Genomic DNA, 21,217 nt, shown 5'->3' on the forward strand with positions numbered 1-21,217 from the left:
CCTACCTATGGCAGCTTATTGAAATCTATTTCAGGATGTGTTTTTCCTGTAGATTTCCTATGAAATGGAGTCTTAATGGGTGTGAAATCATTAAAGAAACCGCAATTTTTTAAGTAGAAAGAAGTCCCGTCTGTACCACCGGTATAGTCTTTTCTGTAATTGATTCTGGCTGTTGCATCTGCAGTGAATACCACATCAGTCACCTCATGCCATTTTCCGGAAGCATCAACCGCCCATTGGTTTTTATAATCGCCTCTGCGCGACTGATCACCAGTTGGTGGAGAGAAGTTTTCCAGGAAAGAATAGATGCCGTTTAAGTATACTGCCGATTGTGGACGGTCAAAACTAGCCACCAATTGCCAGTCGCCTTTTTCAAGATCCTTGAAGTAAGCCGTATAAGTAGTCGTGTTCTTTTCAGGATTAGGCTTTGCATGTGTTAAGAATGCATAACTCTTACCAGCTTTCCATGGGTAAAGCATATAGCTTTGTCCGCCGGAACCTTCATTACCGAACTCACCGGTTTTAGTGGTATTCCCTTTTTTCAACAGCACAATCTTCATACTATCAGGGATAGATTTCGGGTCATCCGTAGTAAATGGGCTCCATACAGAGAAAAGCACCCGACGTTCCGTAGGAGAATTCACCTGCATTCCAAAATAACCACCGCTAAACCCGTTGGCCATATAATAAGTACCTACTTTATCTTCGCCGGCAGGAACCATAATTTCATTATAGAACCATTCTACTTTTTGCGCTGCTTCCGCAGGAATCACATAGTTTAAATGTACGGATGGGCCTCTTCTGCCCCAGTGGAAATAGCCACCATCGCTGTTTTTCACGTAAACAGCACCTTTGGAAAGTGCTGAACCGCTTACTAATAAGTCCGAGGCTTCGGCAAACACCTGTCCGGTTTTACTGATGCCTTTCAACTCTACTTTAACATAGCCAGGCGCTTTAATTTCTACCTTACCTAAGGGTATAATTTCAGTTGCTGCATTGTTTAGTTCTTTAGTAAACGTTTTTCCGGCTACGGTAACGCTGATTTTGCTGTTTCCTTCTGGAACACGCAGTTTAAGCGACAAATTTGCGCTTCCGGAAGTTTCTGTTCTAAAATAAATGGCAATTACATCTGAGGCTTTATTCCAATTGGTTAAGCCCTGATCTTTTATCTTTGCAGTCCCGCCTTTCTCTACATAAGCATTGCCTCCAAGAGGAATGGTAATACTTTCAGGCTCGATTTCAGCCCTGCTTCCGGCAAAGGACGCCGGAAGGATCAGCAGCTGAAAAGCAAGAAGGAAAAAGCTTAATTTCTTCATGTTCATTTGTGTGTTTATTGGTTTCTGTGTGGTTTGTAAGATGAAATTAGGAAAAGAGAAAGTAAAAGAAGTATCTAAAACCAGTCAAACGTTTGCGCTGCCCATTTAAGGCATTATTAGCTAAAATATAGTTACGTTAGATTTAGCAATACAATCTAAACACATAAATGAGAACAATTTTTACCACACTATCCTTATTATTGGCCTCTTCGGCAGTAATGAGCCAGCAATTACCTACGGAGTTGCAAACTCCAGAGGTGGTTTCTGTAAACAGGATGCCCATGCGTGCTTCGGCATTTGCTTATGAAAGCAAGGCATTGGCTGCAAAGCGTGAAAAGGAGAAATCGAACTATTTCTTAACCTTAAACGGACAATGGAAATTCAACTGGGTACAAGACCCTCGTCAACGCCCGCAGGAATTCTTTAAGACCACTTTCGACGATACCAAATGGGATAATTTTAAAGTCCCTGCCAATTGGGAAACCAATGGTTATGGCTTGCCGATCTATGTCAATCACCCTTATGAATTTGCAGGTCGCAAATTGATGGGAGAGAAAATGAACCCTCCTTTTGATATTCCTGAGGATAACAATCCGGTAGGATCTTACAGAAAGAAGTTTACACTTCCGGAAAACTGGGATGGCCGTCAGACTTTCATCCACCTTGGAGCCGTAAAATCTGCTTTTTACATCTGGGTGAATGGTAAGAAAGTTGGTTATAGCGAAGACAGTAAGCTTGCTGCGGAATTCGACATCACCAAATACCTGAAAAAAGGAGAAAATCTTGTCGCATTACAAGTTTACCGCTGGAGTGATGGTAGCTACCTGGAATGTCAGGATATGTGGAGAATCTCTGGTATAGAACGTGATGTTTACCTTTATTCTACTCCAAAAGTAGATGTGAGAGATTTCAAAACCATCGCTACTTTAGATAAAACCTTCAAAAACGGGTTACTATCTTTTGATGCAGAGATCAACAACTACAAAATTGAAAGAGGAACGCTTCACAGCACACCAGACACTTTTTCTGTAGCTTTAGAACTGGTAGATCCGAAAGGGAAAACGGTTTATACAGAAGAAACAAAAGGAGTAAACAAGGTAATTGGAAACTATAAAGCCAATGTAAAGTTGCAAACGGAGATTCCGAATGTTGCGGCATGGACAGCTGAAACGCCAAACCTTTACACCTTATTCATCACATTGAAAAACAAAAAAGGAGATGTTCTGGAAGTGATTCCACAAAGAATCGGTTTCCGTACTGTGGAACTGGTGAATAATAACTTCCTTGTGAATGGTAAAAGAGTGTTCTTTAAAGGGGTAAACCGTCATGAGCACAATGCTACGCAAGGGCATACTTTAACTAAAGCAGACATGCTGAAGGATATGGAAATGATGAAGAAACTGAACGTGAATTCAGTAAGACACTCTCATTATCCACCAGACCCTTATTGGATGGAACTTTGCGATGAATACGGATTATACGTAATTGATGAAGCAAATATCGAATCTCATGGTCGTTATTATGACCTTGCTTATACGCTTGGAAATGATAAAGAATGGAGAATGCCACATTTGGAGCGTATCAAAAGAATGTATGAACGCGATAAAAACCACTCTTCAGTAATTACCTGGTCATTAGGAAACGAAGCTGGTAACGGTAGAAACTTCTATGAAGGTTACGATTGGTTGAAAGCTAATGATGGTCGCCCGGTTCAATACGAACGTGCAGAAGAAGATTTCAATACAGACATGATTGTGCCTCAATATCCTGATCCGAACTGGCTGAAGAGCTATGCGAACAGCAAGCCTGACCGTGCTTTGATCATGAGCGAATTTGCACACATTATGGGAAACAGCCTTGGTAACTTTAAAGAGTACTGGGATGTGATCGAGAGCCAGCCGAACTTACAAGGTGGATACATCTGGGAATGGATCGATCAGGCAATTGATACGGTGAAAAACGGAAAACGTATTGATGCTTATGGGGGTGATTTCCCTTTAAGTGGTCCGGTAAATGAAAACTTTAGCGACAACAACTTCAGTGTTAAAGGTGTGGTTACCAATCACCGTGGCATGACTCCAATGGCAGTAGAGGTGAAAAAGGTGTACCAATACATCAAAACCAAATACAATGGCAGCAACACCATCAGTGTAAACAACTCATACTTCTTCAAAGGACTGGACAATGTGAAGTTAAACTGGGAGTTGTTAGAGAATGGTAAAATCGTTGAAAAAGGTACTCAGAACGTACTTAGTATCGCGTCAAGGACTGAAAAAGAGCTGAGCTTGCCAATCAAAACGAAAGCTAAAGCAGGATCAGAATACTTCCTGAATGTATATTACGACTTAAAAACTGCAGAACCTTTCCTTCCTTTAGGATACACGATTGCAACAGAACAATTTGCCTGGAATGGTACGCCACAAGCGGTAAATCAAACTGCAGCAACAGGTAATTTAACGGTAGAAAGATCAGTTGGAAAAACCCTTGTTAAAGGAAAAGACTTCGTAGTAACGTTGGATCTTGAAAAAGGAATGATGACTGGTTATGCAGTAAAAGGTAGAGAACTGTTAACTGAAGGCCCTCAGCCAGGTTTCTGGCGCGCACCAACAGACAATGACATCGGTGCTGGTTTCAACAGCAGCCTTAGAAAATGGAGAACTGCGTATGCAGATGCTAAAGTAAGCGCTGCGGAAGTGACTACTGCTCCTTCAGGAGAAGTGACCGTTGTGTTTAAGAAGGATGTGGTGAATGGTGATGCTACGGTAGCACAAACCATTACGATCAGACCTGACGGCGTATTAAAAGTGAACAACCGTTTTACGGCAAATAAAGGTAAATACCCTTTAATGCTACGTATGGGTAATGATTTACAGTTAAACGCAGGATTGAATAAAATCAATTACTATGGTCGTGGACCAGGTGAAAACTATTCAGATCGTAAAACTGCTTCTTTTGTTGGCGTATACAGCCAGACTTTAGACGAGCAATACTTCCCTTACGCACGTCCTCAGGAAAGCGGAAATAAAACGGAAGTACGTTGGGTTAATTTCACAGATAAAAAAGGAAAAGGGTTAAGTTTCGGTATGGCGGATAGCCTGTTGAGCTTCTCTGCACTACCTTATAGCGTAGATGACCTTGATCCGGAAGTGAATAAAAAACAATACCATTCAGGTGAATTGGTGAAGAGAGACCGCATTTATATGCACCTCGACTTGATTCAGAGTGGTTTACAGGGAATTGACAGCTGGGGTTCTATGCCATTAAAAGAATATAGAGTTCCTTTTGCTGCACATGAATACTCTTATTGGATTAAACCAATTAAATAGTAAGCTGTAAAAGCAAAAGCGGCCTTTCGAATAACCATTCGAAAGGCCGCTTTTTTATGCAGTTATGTTTTATAACCGGATGTTTTCTAGTCTATTAAAAATATTTGCGCAAACGTTTGCGTCTGATACAACCAGGCTCTCTTTTGAACAAGGTAGTTTAAAGGATCACACCAACTATGGCCATCACCAGAGCGATGATTAGTGCAGGTACAAATCCGGTAACTTCGAAATCGTCAAACAGCTTGTCTGCTAATTTGATCATCACAGCAGTCACCACTAAATGAACAAAGAAGGATAGAAATCCTAAAGTAACGACATTCAGTGGTACTCTTAGTACCCAGCCTAAAGTGGCATTTAGTAAGCCAATCACTAAGGCAACAACGATTGCTGTACCGTAATTTTTAACTCTTACGCTAGGGAGTACATAGGTCATGCCCAGTAAAACACCGGCATTGACAAGGAGAGTGATGATAAAATTCATAGCTTTATTTTTGAACTTTCATGGGGTCAAAAATCAATCCAAAAATATTAAGATCAGCTGTATCAATTGATTAAGTTACTTTTGCAGTTCTTATGTATTTAGAGAATTTTAGAGGGAAGAATCGCTTCAACCAAACCCCTTTAACTTCTTTTCCTCCGATATAAACCTCTTCTTTGCGCAGTTTAACCGCGTTTACAATCATTTTGGCGCAGGTTTCCGGCAACATTCCAGCCTCTTGTGCTTCGTCCATTGTTCCTTGTGGAGCGCCGGAAGGTGTTAAAGCATTAAGCGTAACATTAGTTTTAATGAAACCCGGGCATACGATGGTAATGTGAATCCCCTGATCATATACCTCTGATCTTAAAGAGTCAAAATAACCATGTAAAGCGTGTTTAGATGCCGAATAAGCAGAGCGAAGCTTAGTGCCAAACTTACCTGTCAGGCTACTGATGCAAACAATATGACCGCCGCCATTGGCAATCATTGCTGGCAATACTGCTTTGCTCAAAGCGACAGTACCCCAGAAGTTGACGTTCATCAGGCGCTGTTCTACGGCAAGGTCTGTTTCTAATGCCAGTCCCCGCTGACTAATCCCGCCACTATTGATCAACAGGTCTATCTTTCCGAAAATCCGGATGGCCTCTGTTGCTTTTTCTGCAAGCGCTGCGGTATTCTCCAGGTCCAGCGACAATACATGGACATTCATTTTGCTTTTACAGTTGCCTTTTACGCGGAACAATTCATCCCTGTTTCGGGAAGAAATGATCAGTTTAGCGCCCAGCTCACTATAGGCATAAACTAATGCTTCTCCTATGCCGGATGAGGCTCCGGTGATCCATATCACTTTATCTTTCATTTGTAGGGCTATTTTAACGGTGGTCTTCCGGAATGATAAACAATTCTGAGGCAATATGATCTGCAAATAACTTCCCGTCTAAGGTTAAAGTTAAATGAGCTGCCTCATTTACCAGCCATTTCCTTTCGATAAATGGTTTGATGCTTTTCAGCGTATCTGCGAGGAATATCTTGCCAAAATCGGCAGTAATTTTATCCAGACTGGTTCCCCACATAGTGCGTAAGGAAGTCATGATGTACTCATTAAACCTGTCGTACAGGTCTAACGTTTCTATGGTTTCAGGTAAACGACCTTCTCTGATGTCACTTAAATAAGCCGCATTATTGGCTATATTCAGGTAACGGGTGTGGCCATCAAAGCCATGTGCAGAAGGGCCGATGCCCATATAAGGGATGCCACGCCAGTAATTGGTATTGTGAACTGCATACTTACCGGGCTTGCTAAAATTAGAAATCTCATAATGTTCAAAACCGCCTTCTTTTAGCTTATCAATCATCGTAATGAATTGCGCTGCACTTTGTTCCTCATTTACCGGCGTTTGTTTACCTCTTTTGATGGCACTGGCCAACGCTGTCCTGGGTTCTACCGTTAAGGAATAAGCGGAAATATGTGGGGTTTGGAATTCAATGGCTTTATTGATATTGCTCAGCCATTTCTGGTCGGTGAGCAGGGGGTATCCATAAATCAGGTCAATGCTTAAATTCTCAAATCCGGCATCCTGACTTCTTTTGATACAATCCTCCGCTTCCTGTGCGTTGTGTGCACGGTTCATCCAGATCAGGTCTTCCTCAAAGAAAGACTGGATGCCAATACTGAAACGGTTGACTGGCAATTGTCTCAATTCCTTGATTTTTTTAGCGTCCAGATCATCAGGATTGGCTTCAATAGTAATCTCCGCATCCGAAGCAATGGAAAAATGCTTAGTCAGGGTACTGAAAATCTTTTCAAATGCTGCGGTAGGGAGTACGGAAGGAGTGCCTCCGCCAAAGTAAATGCTGCCTATCTGATGGTCGGCAACCCTGTCCTTTTTCTTAATGATCTCTGTGCAAATCGCATCAGTCATCTCATCAACGTATTTTAAGGAGGTGCTGAAATGGAAATCGCAATAAGTACAGGCCTTTTTGCAAAATGGAATATGGATATAGATACCGGACATTTAACAAAAGTAAATAAATTTAAAGGGCTAACGGAAAATCCTTTCTAAAGCGTATCGTTTTAAGACTGTTCAATATTGAAAACACAATCTTTTCTTTCTGATTGAAACCGGAATATCGCCAGAAGTCTGGTTGAAAAACAGGGTTTAGATTCGGGTTTAAAAGCCTGAAAAGTGCGCTGATACTGGTCGGGAAGAGCGTTTATTTGCCGTACGGTTGACTTACGGTTCAGAAAGGGTCTGGATAGGTAAACCTACACCAAAGTGCCAGCAACCGTTACTGAACCTGTAGGGTACCCCTTTCCAACATGCCGTTCTTCCCGACTACAACCCGACCACTACCAAAGTGATAGATTTCAACCGTTTTTTTTGCCGCTAAAGCGGGATCTGAAAACCGTTGGGAAACTAATGCATTTTTAACTTAAATTTGCAGCAATGAATACAAATCGCATCATCCTGCTGCTGTCCTTTTTTTGTATGGCTTGCTTTTCTAAAGGTTACGCTCAGACTCCTGATGTTGCTGCGGATACACTGCAGGTCAGCACCGCCTTACCAAAGAAAGTATTGAAGGATGCGGCATACTTTGCCAGACAAAGATTTGTGACCGATTCGATCATCACACATACCTGGATATTGCCCGATTCGCTGATCAATAAAAACATCATTATCGACAGTATCGTTAAAGCAAATACAACCGGCCGTACCTCTCTGTTACACCGATTCCAGGAAATTGGAGATTTAAAGAAAGTTTCTGCCTTTCGTACCGGCAAACCATTGCCCAGAGGAGAGCGTTGGGTGCTCGTCGTACTGGTGGTTTTACTCGCCATATTCGCCGCTTTAAAAATTTCTTTCTCCAAACAATTGCAAAGTATTGTTCAGTCATTCTTTAGTAATCGGGTACTGAATAACCTGAACAGGGAAGATAATTTGTTTACATCGTGGCCTTTTCTACTCCTGTTTGTACAGTTCGGATTCACTTTAGGGATGTTTTTTTACCTCGTTTCACAGTATTATCACCTTGCTTTTGTGAGTAGTGGTTTTCAGTTTTATGTCAGTATTTCTATCCTTATTGTCGTGTTATACGTCGTGAAAATTCTCATTTTACGTCTTTTAGGTTATCTTTTTGAAGTGCAAAAAGCCGTTAATGAATACGTTTCCATATTATATTTAAGTTACTTTAACCTCTCCTTAGTTTTCATCCCCCTGGTAATTGCTTTTGCCTTATCTCCTTTAAGGTATGGAGCTTACTATGTAGTAGCTTCTTTTGTACTTCTCGCAATTATCTTTATTTTTCAGTTTATTAGGGCCGGGATAAATATTTTATCTCATTATAGATTTTCTAAAGTGTATTTGTTTTTGTACTTTTGTGCCCTCGAAATTTGCCCTATATTAATATTAATCAAGGCAATAGGATTTTAAAGCGGTAATTAGGTAAAATGCAAGAAAAGACAGAAGATAGGTTACGTAAAGTGAAAAGTATACTGATCACCTTACCAAAACCGGAAACAGAGAAGTCTCCTTATTTTGATTTGGCAAAGAAGTACAACCTGAAAATTGATTTTAGATCATTCATTCATGTTGAAGGAATTCCAGCCAGAGATTTCAGAAAAGACAAAATCACTTTGAGTGATTTTACTGCAGTAGTGTTTACCAGCAGAAATGCCGTAGACCATTTTTTCAGAATTTGTGAAGAAATGAGGTACGACGTCCCTGCTGACCTGAAGTATTTCTGTATTTCAGAATCTACCGCTTTGTATCTCCAGAAATATATCCAGTACAGGAAACGTAAGATTTTCTTCGGTAAACAAACTGCTGCTGATTTGGCAGAAGTGTTGAAGAAGCATTCCAACGATAAATTCCTTTACCCATGCTCTGATATGGCAACGGAAGATACCATGAACTTCTTACAGAAGAATGGCTATGACTTTACCCCGGCCGTATTGTTTAGAACAGTGGTTTCTGATCTTTCTGATCTGGCCGAAGTTTTTTATGATGTGATCGGTTTCTTTAGTCCGTCCAGTATTCAGTCGCTCTTCACTAATTTTCCGGAGTACAAACAGAACAATACCCGCTTTGCAGCATTCGGTGTAAACACCCATAAAGCCATAAGTGATGCTGGTTTAATCGTAGATATTGCAGCACCTTCACCGGAAGCTCCATCCATGATTATGGCCATCGAAAATTATATCAAAAAGTCCAATAAATAACGTTAGACTGTAAATTGCGCGTTTTAGCGCAATTTATTCTATCTTTTTTTTGAGGGCTATGGTTTTTTAATCTGAAGTAGAAAGCACTTTCCGACAGGGGATTGCTGAGTTCCACTGAACGGTTTTTCCTGTTCATTATTATCTTTCCCCGTATTTTTATGGCTTAATAGTTGTAAATGTGAATCTTAATATATAAAATTGCTATAAAATTGATGGGAATATATGAGGAGAAACATCTACTTTTTGGGATTTATAGCAACAATACTTCTAGCTAGCTGCGGAAAAGGCGGCCAGGGCGAGTTGGTTGGGGTATACAATAAGAAGTTTAAGAATAACCGTGTGCCTTTAGGAATGGTGTATGTACCACCAGGAAGAACCTTAATTGGAATGTCTGATGAGGACATTAACAATTCGCAGACCTCCCCAAGTCGCATGACCTCTTTTAGCGCTTTCTTCATGGATCAAACGGAGATCTCTAATGCAGAATACCGACAGTTCGTGAACTGGGTAAGAGATTCTGTTGCCGTCACTACGCTCGGTCCAACTGTAGCCGCTAATTTTTATAAACAAGTTCCTGCAAATGCAGGTCCTACTTCTGCATCGGAACGTTATATCGACTGGAAAAAAGTTGGCAACGGCTCTTTGCTATGGAGTAGAAAAAATGGTGGTTTTGGCGCCAAACTAACCGATATGTACTATAGCGGTGCTGATGCCCTGCCAGGTAGAACAGAAATTGACGTTAGAAAGCTGAGATATGCTTATAGCTATAAAAGTACCGATCTGGAAGCTGAAGGCCGTAAAGATCCAACTAAAAAAAGACAGGATTTTATCGTGACCTATTCCGATCTTCCTGATCCTGATAAATCAAACCAGTTTCCTTCTGTAAGTGTTTACCCGGATACCCTGGTTTGGAAAGTAGATTATTCTTATTCTCAGAATGATCCTATGGTGAAAACTTATTTTAACCACCCTTCTTATGATGATTATCCGGTAGTAGGTGTAAACTGGGAACAAGCAACAGCATTTTGTGTATGGCGTACCCGTTTCTATGAATCGGTAGCCGTAGCCAGAAAACAACCGTTAAACTCCAGACCAGAATACCAGTTGCCAAGTGATGCACAATTTGAATATGCAGCAAGAGGTGGTAATGTGAAAACAAAATATCCCTGGGGTGGACCCTATATCCGCAATACCAAAGGATGTATGCAGGCGAATTTTAAAGTCGGACGCGGAAACTACTCTGATGATGGCGGTTTATATACTGTGAACGTGAAGTCTTATTTCCCGAATGATTATGGCTTGTACAATATGGCTGGAAACGTTGCCGAATGGACCGTTACTGCTTACAACCAATCCGCTGCACCTTTATTGCTCGATTTCAATCCAAACTTTACTTACGTTGCTAAAACTGCAGATAGTAAATACCTGAAGCGAAAAGTGGTAAGAGGTGGTTCATGGAAAGATATCGGATTTTTCCTTCAAAACTCTGTTGGTACTTATGAGTACCAGGATCAGGCCAGATCTTATATCGGCTTCAGATGTATTTCCGCTTACCCGGGATCTGATATCAGGAATAGAAACTAAAAACAATATATACCAAACTCATCCTTAAAAATGGTAGCAAACCGCAAATTCGATAAAATGCACCTGGCAATATCGCTGGGAGCCAGCGTGGTTATTCTTGGCGCGCTTTTCAAAATCCTTCACCTTGGTGGTGTATGGGGTAATTACATGATTGGAGTTGGATTAGGAGTAGAAGCAATCCTTTTTGCTTTAACCGGATTCATCCAGCCAGAGCCAGAACCAGCCTGGGAAAAAGTATACCCTGAATTGAGGGATGATTATACAGGCGAATTGCCAACAGCTACAGTAAGAGGTGGCGGACAAGCGTCAGGATTTTCTTCCACAGCGGCATTGGATAAAATGTTAACTGATGCAAAAATTGGTCCTGAGTTAATCGAAAGTCTGGGTAATGGCCTGCGTACTTTTGGTGAAAAAGTAGCAACCATTTCTAATGTAGCTGATGCTTCAACCGCAACAGCAGAGTTTGCAGGAAAAGTTAAAACTGCTTCAACAAGCTTTGATGCCTTGAATGGTGCTTTCTCTAAAGCGACCAGCCAATTGGTGGAAATCGGCGAAAGTGCCGGTGCTTCCAGGTCATACCATGAGCAGGTGAATGCCTTAGCTAAAAATTTAGGCGCCCTGAACGCGGTTTATGAATTGGAATTGCAGGACTCTAGTGCCCACCTGAAATCAATGAATAAGTTCTATCAGAACATCGCAACAACCATGGATAACTTTAATGATTCTATGGAAGATTCTAAACAATTTAAGGAAGAAGTTGGGAAACTGGCTAAAAACTTAGGTTCTTTAAATGCAATCTATGGTAACATGTTGTCGGCAATGAATCAGCCACGTGTTTAATCCGTATTTAATTAGTGTTCATTTAATCATCAGACTTAATTAAAAATGGCAGGCGGAAAACAAACAACAAGGCAGAAGATGATCAATATCATGTATTTGGTATTGTTAGCTATGCTTGCCTTGAACGTATCAGATACGATACTTAATGCTTTTAAGAACATCAATGATAGCTTGCTGACTTCAAAAAATAATGTCAGCAGCAGCATCGATCAATTGTTCGCAGCATTTCAAAATACAAAACTTAAAGAAGAGCCTGCAAGGGCACAACCCATCTGGGAGAAAGCGAATAAAGCAAAAACTTATGCTGCTGAACTAAATGATTATATCCAGAAACTGAAAGATCAGTTTGTAGTAGAAGGAAAAGGAATTGACCCGGAAACCGGTGATTTAACGGAACGTTCTAACCTGGACATCGCTCAGGGCATCATGATCAACCAGAAAAAGGGTGATGAACTTCAAAAGAAAATCAATGAAACCCGCGAAAAGTTAATTGCATTACTTCCGGTAGAAGCCCGCAAAAGCGTGACTTTTTCTCTGGAAGCTAAAAATGCAGAGAAAGCGATCAACGGGAAGAAAAACTGGGCAGACATTAACTTTGGTGAGGGTACGCCTTTAACAGCAGCAAATACCATCCTGACTAAATTGCAGTCGGATGTGAAAAATGCAGAAGCCGAAGTGGTGAAAAGATTATTCGGAGACATGGATAAGGCATTGGTTAATTTAGATCAGTTTGACGCGGTTGCTGTTGCACCAAGTTCTTATGTGATCCAGGGACAACCTTATACCGCGCAGGTATTTTTAACAGCCAGCGATTCGAAGTCTAACCCGGATATCTATGTAAATTCAAACCCGCTGTCTGTAAAAGATGGTAAAGCTACTTATACCGGTAACACAGGTAGTGTGGGGGTGTTCAAATGGTCTGGTACCATCCGCGTAAAACAAACAGATGGTAAAGTCGTAGAATACAGAACGCCTGAGCAATCTTATCAGGTGGCAAAGCCTTCTGCAACGGTGTCTCCTGACAAAATGAACGTTATTTATGCCGGTATTCCAAATCCATTCTCTGTTTCTGCAGCAGGCTTTCCAATGGAAAGTGTAAAAGCAAGTATAGACGGTGGAACCATCTCTGGCGGTAGTGGTAAATTTACGGTTAACGTTAGTGGTGCACAGGTAGGAAAAGAAGTGAACATTAACGTTTCTGCAAACTCAGGGGGTAAATCTTTAAACCTGGGCTCTCAGAAGTTCCGCGTAAAAGCTTTGCCAACACCTAAAGCTTTGGTGAAAGGTAAATCTGGTGGTAGTGTAGACCTGGAGTGGCTGGAAAATGCCGGTCTGTTGGATACTCAACTGGATGATTTCGTTTTCGATGTAAAATATAAGGTGATCAGATTCGGTGCTACTTTTATCAACCCGAGATCTGATGCTGTAACGATACAAAATAGTGGTGCAGGATTTAATGGCCAGGTAAAAGGGGCACTAAATTCGATTAAACCAGGGGCTACGGTGATCTTTAAAGATATTGTATGTGAAGGCCCTGACGGTCGTCAACGCGTGTTGGATGGCATCACATTTAGTGCAAAATAGGATTGAATATGAAAAACATTTTAAGTATTTCGGCATTACTGTTATTTGGATTGACCGCATCAGCGCAGGAAGCAATTCCTCCTGTTACGAAAAGTACAGTAAAGAAGGCAAAGATAAAGACGCCACCAAAAGACGGCTTTACAGCTAGAAAAGATGTAGATAGTGCCGTAATGGTTCCTTTTGCCGATGTGAGGGAAGAGGATGTGTTTTACTCCAAAAGAATTTGGCGTGAGATCGATTTAAGAGATACCATCAACTCTGTATTGAAAGCAGAAGGTGCAAGACTGATTGATGTTTTACTGGAAGCAGTAACCAATGAGGAACTGACGGCTTATTCACCGAAAGATACCACCTCAGGGAAATTGCTGGAAGACAATGATTCTTTCAAGATTGCCATGACCGCAACGGAAGCACTTCAAAGTATGCGTGGCGTATCAGAAGGAACTCCTGATGCCACTACAGGTAAGATTGCTGAACCAACGTTAAAAAGATTCAGACCTGATGAATTCCTGAAATATAGAATTAAAGAGGACTGGATTCTGGATACTAAACGTTCGGTTTTTGAACCTAGAATTGTTGGTATTGCACCGATGAAATTGGTGGAAGGCAACTGGCAGCCGGTTTTCTGGATCTACTATGATGATGCAAGAGAACTGCTGACTAAGAAGAAACTGATGAATCCGGGTAATGATGCTTCAGTATTGACTTTTGATGATTTCTTCGTGAGACGTTTATTCTCTAGTTATGTAGTGAAAGAAACGAATCCCGGCAATAAAACTATTGTGGATATGTTAGGATTAACCGACATTAAAGATCCAAGAAAACTATACGAATCAGAAAAGATTAAGAAGTCTATTGCAGACTTTGAACAAAGTCTTTGGGAATATTAATTCATAAAAAAATCCGGTCTTCAAAAGAGACCGGATTTTTTTATGGATTTGAATCTTTGCTGAAGAAATTCGTTAGCGCTGCCAATTGTGCTTTATTCAGCACTTTCTGCAATTCAGAAACCTCTGCTTCACGAACCTTTTTAACGGATTTAAAATGACGCAGGAGTTTATCAGCAGTGGTCTTACCAATGCCTTCTATTTCTTCCAGTTCGGTTTTTAAAGTGCCCTGATCGCGTTTCTTGCGGTGGAAGGTAATCCCAAACCTGTGGGCTTCATCACGCAGTTGCTGGATCAGCTTCAGACTCTCCGATTTCTTATCCAGATACAAAGGATAAGGATCACCGGGGAAGAACAATTCTTCCAGTCTTTTGGCAATACCAACGATGGCCACCTTGTGTTCAATCCCCAGCTTTTTCAAACTGGTCACAGCAGAGGATAACTGGCCCTTACCGCCGTCAATGATGATCAATTGGGGCAATGTACCCTCTTCTTCTAACATGCGCTTATATCGCCTGTATACGGCTTCTTCCATGGTGGCGAAATCATTGGGCCCTTCCACAGTTTTCACGTTAAAATGTCGGTAGTCTTTTTTCGATGGCTTTGCATCCTTGAATACCACAATGGCCGATACCGGATAGGCACCCTGGAAGTTGGAGTTGTCAAAACACTCGATGTGCTTTGGCAGTTCGCTCAGGCCAAGGTCCTTTTGCAGTTGCGTCAGAATGCGGTCTGTTCTTAAATCAGGATTCAGTTTCTCATACTGGTTCAGCTTCTCTTTTTTGAAAAACAAAACGTTTTTCTGAGAAAGCTCCAGTAAGCTTTTCTTTTCCCCTAGTTTAGGAACGGTAAATTTGATGTTTTTATCCTCCAGCGCGATTTCAAAAGGAATCACGATCTCTTTCGAAGTACTGTTGAACTTGGTTCGGAATTCCGTAATGGCCAGCGTTAACAGCTCTTCATCCGTTTCATCCAGTTTCTTTTTAATCTCTATCGTCTGGGTCTGAATGATACTACCGTTCATCACCTTCAGGTAATTCACAAAAGCATAACGCTCATCGGAAGCAATACTCACCACATCAATATTGGTGATGGAACTGCTCACTACGGTAGATTTGCTCTGGTATTTTTCGAGCATCACGAGTTTCTTCTGATATTGATGGGCAAGCTCAAAGTTCAGATCCGCTGCCGCATCTTTCACAATTTGCTTAACCTCCCTGATCACACTCCCGATCTTTCCGTTCAGAATGTCTTTGATCTCTTCAATATTTTTATTGTAATCTATGGCGTCCTGGTAAGCCTGACAAGGTCCTTTACAGTTTCCGATCTGGTATTCCAGGCATACTTTGAATTTCCCGTCACTGATGTTTTTATCCGTCAGTGGTAAATTACAGGTACGCAGGCTATAGGTTTCTTTGATGACGTCAAGAATGGTATGCATCATACCTACCGAGGCATAAGGACCGAAATAGGTAGAGCCATCCTTTACCATATTCCGCGTCCAGAATACCCTTGGGAAAGGTTCTTTCTTGATGATGATCCAGGGGTAGGTCTTATCATCCTTCAGCATGATGTTATACCTCGGCTGATGCTTTTTGATCAGGCTGTTTTCCAATAGCCAGGCATCAATCTCGGTATCCACGATGGTGAAGGTGATTTTCCTGATTTTAGACACGAGCACCCTGGTTTTCCCATTGAGCTGCTTGTCCTGATTAAAATAGGAACCCACCCGGTTTCTCAGGTCTTTGGCCTTGCCGATATATATTAACGTATCCTCCACATCCCAGTACTGGTATACACCAGGCTTATGGGGGATGTCGGCCAATACTTTTTTATACTCAAAAGTACTCATGGAAATCGCTTAATTTAAGAAAAGCTAGAATCCTAGCTTCTCGTCAAGTTCTGTAGGTTGCTCCTGCTGCTGGTATTGGTCACAGTCGAAGGTAATGGTCGTTCCATTTTTCGGCGGTTCAAAATCAGCTTTGCTCATATTTAAGGTCTTACTGGCGTATACACGTTTCATAAAACCGGCATAGATTGGTAAGGCTGTAGCCGCACCAGAGCCCTGTCTGGTACTGGTAAAGTGGAATGCACGGTCTTCACAACCGGTCCATACGCCTGCAGTAAGTTGTGGCGTAATGGCCATAAACCAACCATCAGAGTTGGCATTCGTAGTACCGGTTTTTCCACCGATAGGTCCGGTTACGCCATATTTCCCGGATAAGCTCCATCCTGTTCCATTGGTAATTACACCGCGCAACATTCGGGTCATCACATAGGCAACTTCTTCATTCATTGCAGGCACTGGAATAGGCGTGTCATTGAATAGCACGACGCCATTTTTATCTTGTATTTTTAAGATGTAAGTCGGTTTTTTCCAGACTCCTTTATTGGCGAATACACTATAAGCACCTACCATATCATATACGGAAGCATCAAAAGAGCCTAAAGCAATAGAAGGGGAGGCTGGTACTTCAGAGGTAATCCCCATTTTCTTAGCCAGAGTAGCTACGGCAACTGGTCCTACCTGTTTCATCAGGTAAGCCGCAATATAATTCTGCGATAGTGCCAGCGCTTTTTGTAAGGTCAGGTAGCCGGGAACGGTTCCTGAAGATCTTGGTGTCCATGGTGGACTCCCCGGAGTCTCAATTGTTACCGGCTCATTTAATACGCTGAAACATGGAGAGTATCCGTTTTCAATGGCTACAGCATAGGTGAAAGGTTTAGCTGTGGAACCTACCTGTCTGGTTCCCATCTTTACCTGATCGTATTTAAAATGCTCGTAATTGATCCCGCCAACCCATGCTTTCACATATCCGGATTGCGGATCCATCGCCATCATCGCGTTTCTCAATAGCAATTTATAGTATTTTACAGAGTCGATTGGCTTCATCAGCGTATCGATATTTCCTTTCCAGGTGAATATACTCAATCTGGTAGGAGTGTTGAAGTCTGCTTTAATTTCTTCTGCTGATTTTCCTTCCAGCTGCAATGCTTTGTACCTGTCGGATCTTCTGACACCCTGCTCGATCTGCATTTCTTTCCCTTTGAAAGGATTTTTGCCTTTCCAGCTCTGGAAGAAGGATGCCTGCAGGATTTTCATGTATTCCCTTTGTGCCTCTTCTGCATAAACCTGCATCTCGTAGTTAATGGTTGTCGTCACTTTAAGACCATCCCTGTCCAGATCATAAGGTGTACCGTCTGATTTTAGGATCGAACGCTCCAAAAAGAGTTTTTTAATATCATTTTTCACTACTGCTCTGAAATAAGGGGCAATACCATCATTTACGGTAGCCGCGCTGAAACGAAGACCTAATGGTTTTTCGATTTGTTTTTCATAATCCTGTTCGGTTAAGAAATCCGCTTTCACCATTAATCCCATAATCGTATTTCTACGGGCCAATGCGCGTTCCGGATTACGGGTAGGAGAATATCTGGTGATCCCTTTCAGGATGCCCACCAAGGTAGCCGCCTGATCAACCGTTAACTTATCCGGTGTCGTATTGAAATATACTCTGGCAGCAGATTTAATTCCATAAGCCTGATTTCCGAAATCTACCGTGTTTAAATACATCACGATAATTTCTTCTTTGGTATAGTTACGCTCCAGTTTCACGGCAATTACCCATTCCTGGAATTTTTGCAGGATACGCTTGGCGAAGTTCCTTTGCCTTCCTTCTTCAGAAAAAAGGTTGAGTGCCAGCTGTTGCGTAATGGTACTTCCCCCTTGCTTCTTACCGATGATGGCATAGAAAAAGATGGTAAACGTACGTTTAAAGTCAATACCTGAGTGTTCTTTAAATCGAATATCTTCAGTAGCGATTAAAGCATTGATGACATTCGGAGAGATCTTGTCGTAAGTGACATTAGATCTGTTTTGTACAAAGTAAGTGCCCAGTATTTTGCCATCTTCGGTGATGACTTCTGAGGCTTGATTGCTTTTAGGATGTTCAATGTCTCTGAAAGAAGGAAGTTCACCGAACAAGCCAAAACCAACGGAGACGATAAAAAGAGCGAATAAAACGATTCCTGCAATTAAGAGCTTCCAGATGTTGAAATTATACCTTCTGATGTCTTCTTGCGAAAGTGGTTTGTTCATTGTTAATAGTTGTTTTTATAAAATTCAAGGTACTTATTCAATAAGTCCTTGCTGCTGAGTTTATCAAAGTTTTCTTTGCTGATGATAAAGCTGTTGTACAGGTTAGCAGGGACTTTCATGATCTGTTTTAACTGTGGATTTATACCATCCGAGTACGTTTTTGCGTCGTCGAAAGTACCAAAGTTTCCTACAAATATAAGCTGATCATTGTCAAATTCCTTCAATTGATGACGGAGATTGTTTTCAGCATAGTTTCCGCGGTTGAATTGACCGATGCCAAAACGGGAAGAACTGAGCGTTAAAGAGCCGTCAGCCACGTGTACCACGTAATAATATTGTTTAGAGATTGCGGTATTAAAAATTCCTTCTGCCTTCACTGCCGGTGCTGGTATAGCTGGTTTTTCAGCCGCTGGTGTTTCTTTTACAGGGATCTCCGCTACCGGATTTTGAGGTATAAAGGGAATTACCTGAGGAGGGCCCTCGTCCTGGCCGGCTTTAGGAGCGATCTTCATTGGGAATTGCTTTGCAAAGAAGGTCGGTTCATTAGCGTCGAAATCAGCAAGCGCAATCGCTCTTTTTCTGAATTCTTCCAGATGCTCGTTGATATAACTCAAATGGTCTTTTACTAAAGGTACAATCAACTGATCGTTCGGGAAGTTGATTTTTATCTTTTCAAAAGCTGTGATCAGCTGGTCAACATGTGATGTTCTACCGATGGCAATGGCTTTTAAATAGGCAAATTGTGGGGCTAAATAGTTGTCAGGACTGGCTTGCAGTACCTCATCTACTTTTAGGATCACAGCCGCAAAGTCTTTTTGCTCATATCGCTCAAACAGCTCATTGTATTGCTTATTGACCGCTACTTCTATTTCTGATTGTTTCAGTGAGAAAGAAGGGTCAAGGATGGTTTTTGCATAAGATGAGCTGGAGAAATCTTTCAGTACTTTTTGCTTATAAACCTCCGATTTTGCCGGATCTAAGGTCTTATTTGCTAAAAACAGCCCGTAATAGATCGAGGCAAGGCGATCGTTTGCAGGGAAACGATTGAGTATTAACCCGTATACTTCAGCTGCTTCTTTAGGGCTGTTCAGCTCTTGCAGGTAGAAATTGGCGATTTCATAATAGGCATCCAGTACTTTTTGATCTGATTTTGCCAATAGCGCCGGGCTGGTCGGGATTTCGGCTAATAAGGCTTTCATTTTAGTAGCAGAATCCGGCAGTGCCTGACCGGTTTGGTCTGGATTTACAACCGCATTATTGGTCGCATAATTTTTAGTAATGCCCTGATTGGTTTCCTGAGCCGAAGATTTAATGCTTTGGCGCCAGTTAAGTTCCAGTTTACGGTTGCCCCATTTCTTTTTAAAGTCGTTAAAGCCTGTGCTGACGGCGGTCAGGTTGGCAAAGTAAAAATTGCTTGGCGCAGGGCCCTTCTTACGCGGATCATTGCTGGTAGGAATGGGATTTAAAGGATTGTTTGTGGCCTGACTTGCCGTTTTTTCCGGCGCAATCACCGGATTAACCAGTAAGCGCACTTTGGCCAAACGCTCCGCTTCCGGGAGCTTAGCCAGGGATTGCAGGGTGTCCTGTAAGGCAATCAGCTCGTAACGGTCCGTCAGGTATTCCAGGTTCTGATTCTTTTTTACAATCAGCTCATAACCCGGGTATGTTTTTGGCAGCGTGTTTACGGTGCTGTCATAATAGGCCTTCGCATTCAGGTAATTATGGAAATGTTTGAAGTTCAGATCAGCAATCTTTAAATAGGAGAGGCCTTTCTGGTACATGTTTTTTGTGCTGTTGCGCAGCGATAGCTTATAGTATTTATCAGCCTCCGTATAATTTTCATCACGGGCATAGCTTTCAGCCACCTGATAATAGATCTGGTCGTGGTAATCCTCGTTTTTATCGTCTTTGAGCATGGCCAGCAGTTGTTGCTGCTTGTTTATTTTGACGCCACTCATAAAGGCATTCAGCTTAATGCGGTTAAGATTGGCATTAAAATACATTTCAAACGGGGCATTACTTTTCTCTACTTTACGGTAGTAGCGTAAGGCTTCATTGTAGTTTTCCTGTTTTTCATACAACTGTGCGAGGATGTAATTCCAACGGATGCGATTTGACTTGGAAGGATTGGCGCGGATGGCCTGTTGCAGCATTTCGATGGCCTCTGTTGCCATGCGTTGGTGGATATAGATTTGCGCAATGGTAGCCAATGGCTCTGCTTTATTACTTTTTAAGCTGGAAATCGTGTTAGATAAGGTGTCCAGCACTTTTGCTGCTTCACTGTATTTACCCAGTTGCATCAAACTTCTGGCTTTCCAATCTAAGGCCTGTACCTGGCTTTTGATAAGATTAGGGTATGTTTTAGCCGTATAATCGAAGTATTCTTCTGCATTAAAGTAGTTCCCTTTATAATAGTTGGCTTTGCCGAGCAGGAGGTAAGCGTCGTCCTGATAGTTGCCATAGGTTTTTTCCAACAATAATACCCTTGCCTTTTTGATGATTTCTTCCATGTCCGGCATGTTGCCACCTGGCTGATCATTGAAAATGTCATAGGCTTCAGGATTGATATAAACAGGTAGCACCTCGTCGTAATTGTCGGCATAAGCCTCTGCCAGTTCTTCCTGATGTTGATTCAGGATCATATTGGCATTGTATATATAGTTATATCTGGAAGTCAGGTTTTGCATGGCCCTGCTTGCGGCAGTATCCTTATTGGAACTACAGGCATATAGAAGGCAGGAACAGAAGATAAACAGAATTACCTTTAGAGAGTTGATTGCGTAATTTTTCAAAAAAATAGGTTGAGTTAAAGCTTATAAACAACAAAATATATACAAAAGTATTTTATTCAGCACTAAGTTCTTAACAATTTAGGTTTTATTTG

General features: G+C 41.6%; 14 protein-coding genes. 7 read left to right on the plus strand and 7 right to left on the minus strand.

The window, feature by feature from the left end; translation table 11 throughout:
* Positions 1-5 precede the first annotated feature (5 nt).
* Positions 6-1,316, minus strand: coding sequence for a DUF3472 domain-containing protein (locus OQX61_RS04750; protein ID WP_265840530.1), 1,311 nt, complete (start codon positions 1,314-1,316; stop codon positions 6-8).
* 167 nt (positions 1,317-1,483) lie between these two features.
* Between OQX61_RS04750 and OQX61_RS04755 the strand changes: the two genes are divergently transcribed.
* Positions 1,484-4,642, plus strand: coding sequence for a glycoside hydrolase family 2 TIM barrel-domain containing protein (locus tag OQX61_RS04755; RefSeq protein ID WP_265840531.1), 3,159 nt, complete (start codon positions 1,484-1,486; stop codon positions 4,640-4,642).
* A 157-nt stretch (positions 4,643-4,799) separates the two neighbouring features.
* Here the strand turns inward: OQX61_RS04755 and OQX61_RS04760 are convergent, their stop codons facing one another.
* The 3 genes from OQX61_RS04760 to hemW all read right to left on the minus strand — a co-directional run bounded on the left by OQX61_RS04760 (position 4,800) and on the right by hemW (position 7,135).
* Positions 4,800-5,123 carry a phage holin family protein gene (locus OQX61_RS04760; protein WP_265840532.1) on the minus strand — a complete coding sequence of 108 codons (324 nt, stop codon included), beginning with the start codon at positions 5,121-5,123 and terminating at the stop codon, positions 4,800-4,802.
* Between the two features lie 70 nt (positions 5,124-5,193).
* Positions 5,194-5,979 carry an SDR family oxidoreductase gene (locus OQX61_RS04765; protein ID WP_265840533.1) on the minus strand — a complete coding sequence of 262 codons (786 nt, stop codon included), beginning with the start codon at positions 5,977-5,979 and terminating at the stop codon, positions 5,194-5,196.
* A gap of 13 nt (positions 5,980-5,992) precedes the next feature.
* Positions 5,993-7,135, minus strand: coding sequence for a radical SAM family heme chaperone HemW (hemW, locus tag OQX61_RS04770; protein ID WP_265840534.1), 1,143 nt, complete (start codon positions 7,133-7,135; stop codon positions 5,993-5,995).
* A 432-nt stretch (positions 7,136-7,567) separates the two neighbouring features.
* Here hemW and OQX61_RS04775 point away from each other — a divergent pair, with 432 nt between their 5' ends.
* The 6 genes from OQX61_RS04775 (at position 7,568) to gldN (ending at position 14,237) form a co-directional block, all read left to right on the plus strand.
* On the plus strand, positions 7,568-8,551 hold the full coding sequence (locus OQX61_RS04775) for a DUF4271 domain-containing protein (protein ID WP_265840535.1): 984 nt from the start codon (positions 7,568-7,570) through the stop codon (positions 8,549-8,551).
* 17 nt (positions 8,552-8,568) lie between these two features.
* A complete protein-coding gene (locus tag OQX61_RS04780; protein ID WP_265840536.1) occupies positions 8,569-9,339 on the plus strand; it encodes a uroporphyrinogen-III synthase in 771 nt (256 codons plus the stop codon).
* Positions 9,340-9,561: 222 nt separating this feature from the next.
* The gene (locus OQX61_RS04785) at positions 9,562-10,923 is read left to right on the plus strand and encodes an SUMF1/EgtB/PvdO family nonheme iron enzyme (RefSeq protein ID WP_265840537.1); all 1,362 of its coding nucleotides are present in this window, start codon (positions 9,562-9,564) and stop codon (positions 10,921-10,923) included.
* 30 nt (positions 10,924-10,953) lie between these two features.
* The gene (gene gldL, locus OQX61_RS04790) at positions 10,954-11,763 is read left to right on the plus strand and encodes a gliding motility protein GldL (protein WP_265840538.1); all 810 of its coding nucleotides are present in this window, start codon (positions 10,954-10,956) and stop codon (positions 11,761-11,763) included.
* Between the two features lie 45 nt (positions 11,764-11,808).
* Positions 11,809-13,347 carry a gliding motility protein GldM gene (gene gldM, locus OQX61_RS04795; RefSeq protein WP_265840539.1) on the plus strand — a complete coding sequence of 513 codons (1,539 nt, stop codon included), beginning with the start codon at positions 11,809-11,811 and terminating at the stop codon, positions 13,345-13,347.
* A gap of 8 nt (positions 13,348-13,355) precedes the next feature.
* Positions 13,356-14,237, plus strand: coding sequence for a gliding motility protein GldN (gene gldN, locus OQX61_RS04800; protein ID WP_265840540.1), 882 nt, complete (start codon positions 13,356-13,358; stop codon positions 14,235-14,237).
* A 40-nt stretch (positions 14,238-14,277) separates the two neighbouring features.
* On the opposite strand, the gene uvrC is transcribed toward gldN, so the two are convergent.
* From uvrC to OQX61_RS04815, 3 genes are read right to left on the minus strand one after another with little or no spacing between them, the layout of a single operon-like run.
* Positions 14,278-16,086: an excinuclease ABC subunit UvrC gene (gene uvrC / locus OQX61_RS04805; protein WP_265840541.1), complete on the minus strand. Its 1,809-nt coding sequence runs from the start codon at positions 16,084-16,086 to the stop codon at positions 14,278-14,280.
* Positions 16,087-16,110: 24 nt separating this feature from the next.
* Positions 16,111-18,333: a transglycosylase domain-containing protein gene (locus OQX61_RS04810; protein ID WP_265840542.1), complete on the minus strand. Its 2,223-nt coding sequence runs from the start codon at positions 18,331-18,333 to the stop codon at positions 16,111-16,113.
* A gap of 2 nt (positions 18,334-18,335) precedes the next feature.
* Entirely contained in the window at positions 18,336-21,125 is a 2,790-nt protein-coding gene (locus tag OQX61_RS04815) for a tetratricopeptide repeat protein (protein ID WP_265840543.1), read from the minus strand.
* Positions 21,126-21,217: the final 92 nt, after the last annotated feature.

The sequence above is a fragment of the Pedobacter sp. PLR genome, from assembly GCF_026239675.1.
In the GTDB taxonomy this organism is placed as follows: domain Bacteria; phylum Bacteroidota; class Bacteroidia; order Sphingobacteriales; family Sphingobacteriaceae; genus Pedobacter.